General features: G+C 58.5%; 3 protein-coding genes and 2 pseudogenes. 3 read left to right on the top strand and 2 right to left on the bottom strand.

All coding sequences use genetic code 11. The annotated features are described in order from the left end of the window. A pseudogene (locus ACM62R_RS06845) lies at positions 1-245 on the bottom strand (argininosuccinate lyase); the annotation flags it as partial. Between the two features lie 25 nt (positions 246-270). On the opposite strand from ACM62R_RS06845, the gene ACM62R_RS06850 reads away from it, so the two are divergent. Next, positions 271-819 carry a TlpA disulfide reductase family protein gene (locus ACM62R_RS06850; protein WP_415183311.1) on the top strand — a complete coding sequence of 183 codons (549 nt, stop codon included), beginning with the start codon at positions 271-273 and terminating at the stop codon, positions 817-819. A gap of 10 nt (positions 820-829) precedes the next feature. Here ACM62R_RS06850 and ACM62R_RS06855 read toward each other — a convergent pair whose 3' ends face one another. Further along, positions 830-1,420, bottom strand: coding sequence for a DNA-3-methyladenine glycosylase I (locus ACM62R_RS06855; RefSeq protein WP_415183312.1), 591 nt, complete (start codon positions 1,418-1,420; stop codon positions 830-832). Positions 1,421-1,545: 125 nt separating this feature from the next. Here ACM62R_RS06855 and ACM62R_RS06860 point away from each other — a divergent pair, with 125 nt between their 5' ends. Further along, on the top strand, positions 1,546-2,385 hold the full coding sequence (locus tag ACM62R_RS06860) for an EAL domain-containing protein (RefSeq protein ID WP_415183313.1): 840 nt from the start codon (positions 1,546-1,548) through the stop codon (positions 2,383-2,385). Positions 2,386-2,557: 172 nt separating this feature from the next. After that, positions 2,558-2,856, top strand: a pseudogene (locus tag ACM62R_RS06865) (acetyl-CoA C-acetyltransferase); the annotation flags it as partial.

The raw sequence follows: 2,856 nt of genomic DNA on the forward strand, positions 1-2,856 counted from the left end.
TCTGACAACACCGTGAGCAGGCCTTCCCGAATGGCCGCCACATCGCTATCACTGACAATGCCTGTTGCGGCCAACATCGCCGCATGGGCCCGGCTGCCCCGGATGTCTTGCGCATGAAGCCGCTGGTCGAAGCTGATCGAGGCGTTGATCGCCTCCATGATCGCATCGGGACCGGCGGCGAAACGCCCGCCCCACATGGCATTGGAGCCGGGGTTGGCGTGCGGGTCATCCTGCGTGTCGGTCATCATCTGGCCCTTTCCGGGAGGCATCATGCGTCAGTTCATTTCCCTCGTCCTTTATACGGCCCTTGCGTTTGGTGCAAACACCGCCATGGCCACCGATCTGGCCCCGCTGAAAACCGGCGAGATGCGCAAACTGGTGCTGGCCGATGACCTTGTGGGGGCATCAGAGGCGGTGTTTGTGGACGCGAAGGGCACTGAGCGGCGGCTGGCCGATTGGCACGGCAAGGTGGTGCTGCTGAACCTTTGGGCCACATGGTGCGCGCCCTGCCGCGAAGAAATGCCGGCACTTGACCGGCTGGAAGCGGCGCTGGGGGGCGATGATTTTGCCGTGGTCACGCTGGCCACAGGCCGCAACCCCCTGCCCGCGATTGAAAAGTTCTTCACCGAGGCCGGGGTGACGCGCCTGCCGATCCTGCGCGATGAACGCCAGACCCTGTCGCGTGAAATGGGGGCGATGGGCCTGCCGGTCACGATTTTATTGGACCGCGAGGGCCGCGAAGTGGCGCGGCTGATCGGCGGTGCGGAATGGGACAGCCCCGAGGCGAAGGCGGTTATTTCGGCGCTGATCAAAGGCTGAGGGGCCAGTGTCAACCAAATGGCTGATTTTCCCGGCCCAGCGCCGCGACACGCGTGTGGCACGGACACGTCACGATATGATCGTTCACCATACCCACCGCTTCCATGAACGCATAGGTGATGACCGGCCCGCAAAACTTGAACCCCGCTTGGCGCAAATCCTTTGCGATCTGTGCTGAGAGGGGGGTCTTTGCGGGCACCTCCGCCATGCTGGCAAAGCGGTTCTGCAACGGCACGCCATCGACATAGCGCCACAGGAATGACGCAAACCCGATACTCTCTTCAATTGCCAGATAGGCACGGGCATTGGTTACTGCCGCCTCAATCTTGCCACGGTGGCGCACGATGTCAGGATTGGCAAGACAGGCTGCAATTTGCGCATCCCCCCACTGGGCGACGATTTCAGGATTGAAACCGTCAAACGCAGTGCGAAAAGAGTCGCGCTTGCGCAAAATGGTGATCCAGCTAAGCCCGGCCTGAAATCCGTCAAGAATCAGTTTTTCCCACAAAGCGCGCGAATCGCGTTCAGGAACACCCCATTCGGTATCGTGGTAAGTAATATAAAGCGGGTCCGATCCACACCAACTACAACGTGCATTCATGAATTTCCTGTCTTTCCGGGCACCAGACCCACACGCATTAGTTGATCGCAATTCTTTGAAAATTGAAAGCTTTACCGCTTGTTAGCTGATTTCAGAAACATTGGCCAAAGCGATAGAAGAATGATATGCCAACACGCAACTTTGCAGCAGGAGAGCCGCCAGAGCCAGGGTTGCTTAGCCCGCTGGACTACGCTGTGACACAACGCGACCGTGATACTATTGCAATGGTGCGCGATGCAGTAAAGCGGCGCGATGTTTTGCTGGCATTCCAACCGGTAGTGCAATCAACACGGCCCGACGAACCGGCGTTCTATGAAGGGTTGATCCGGGTGCTGGATGAAACCGGGCGGATTATTCCGGCCAAGGATTTCATTCATCCGCTGGAAACCAGCGAACTGGGCCGACAGCTTGACTGCCTGTCACTAGAAATGGGGCTGATCTCTCTTGCCGAAGATCCCAGTTTGCGGCTGTCGATCAACATGTCGGCGCGCTCAATCGGCTACGCGGAATGGATGCGGACGCTGAACAAGGGGTTGATCGTTGACGAGACAGCCGCCGAACGCCTGATTCTGGAGATTACTGAAAGCTCTGCCATGGCGATCCCCGATCTTGTCACCGGCTTCATGCAGGATTTGCAGGCTCGCGGCGTCAGCTTTGCGCTTGATGATTTTGGCGCCGGCTATACATCGTTCCGCTATCTGCGCGAATTTTACTTTGATATGATCAAGATCGACGGCCAGTTCATCAAAGGCATTGCAGAAGACCCTGACAATCAGGTTTTGACCGAGGCATTGATCTCGATCGCACGGCACTTCGACATGTTCACCATCGCTGAAGCGGTGGAGAACCCGCGCGACGCCGAATTTCTGGTTCACCTCGGGGTGGATTGCATGCAGGGCTATTATTTTGGCGCACCAACGATTGTGCCGCCATGGAAGATCCCAGCCGCAGCCATGCGTGCATAACCGCGAAAGGCAAAAATAAAGCCAGGTGGGATGGCACGAACGCAAGATAATTACGCGGCAAAGCGTCTCTGACTTCGTATTCCGCTTGACCTGACCTCTCCATACGGCATGCTGCACAGCGGCAATCGGGGCGACCCTGCCCCATCTCGCACGCGAAAGGGAGAGGACCTTCATGACCAATGTCGTCATCGTTTCGGCAGCCCGCACGGCTGTTGGCAGCTTTAATGGCGCCTTCGCCAACACCCCGGCCCATGATCTGGGCGCAGCAGTACTTGAGGCGGTCGTCGCCCGCGCCGGGATCGAAAAGACCGAAGTGTCACAAACTATTCTGGGCCAGGTACTGACCGCCGGTCAGGGCCAAAACCCCGCCCGTCAGGCACATATCAACGCCGGCCTTCCGATTGAATCCGCGGCCTGGGGCATCAACCAGGTTTGTGGGTCGGGACTGCGCGCCGTCGCGCTGGGGGCCCA

The organism is Phaeovulum sp. (genome assembly GCF_047638075.1).
GTDB lineage: Bacteria > Pseudomonadota > Alphaproteobacteria > Rhodobacterales > Rhodobacteraceae > UBA6197.

Excerpts from the sequence above, each read along its gene's own strand:
- ACM62R_RS06855 (WP_415183312.1), bottom strand. The coding sequence starts at position 1,420 with ATGAATGCACGTTGTAGTTGGTGTGGATCGGACCCGCTTTATATTACT.
- ACM62R_RS06860 (WP_415183313.1), top strand. The coding sequence starts at position 1,546 with ATGCCAACACGCAACTTTGCAGCAGGAGAGCCGCCAGAGCCAGGGTTG.
- ACM62R_RS06850 (WP_415183311.1), top strand. The coding sequence starts at position 271 with ATGCGTCAGTTCATTTCCCTCGTCCTTTATACGGCCCTTGCGTTTGGT.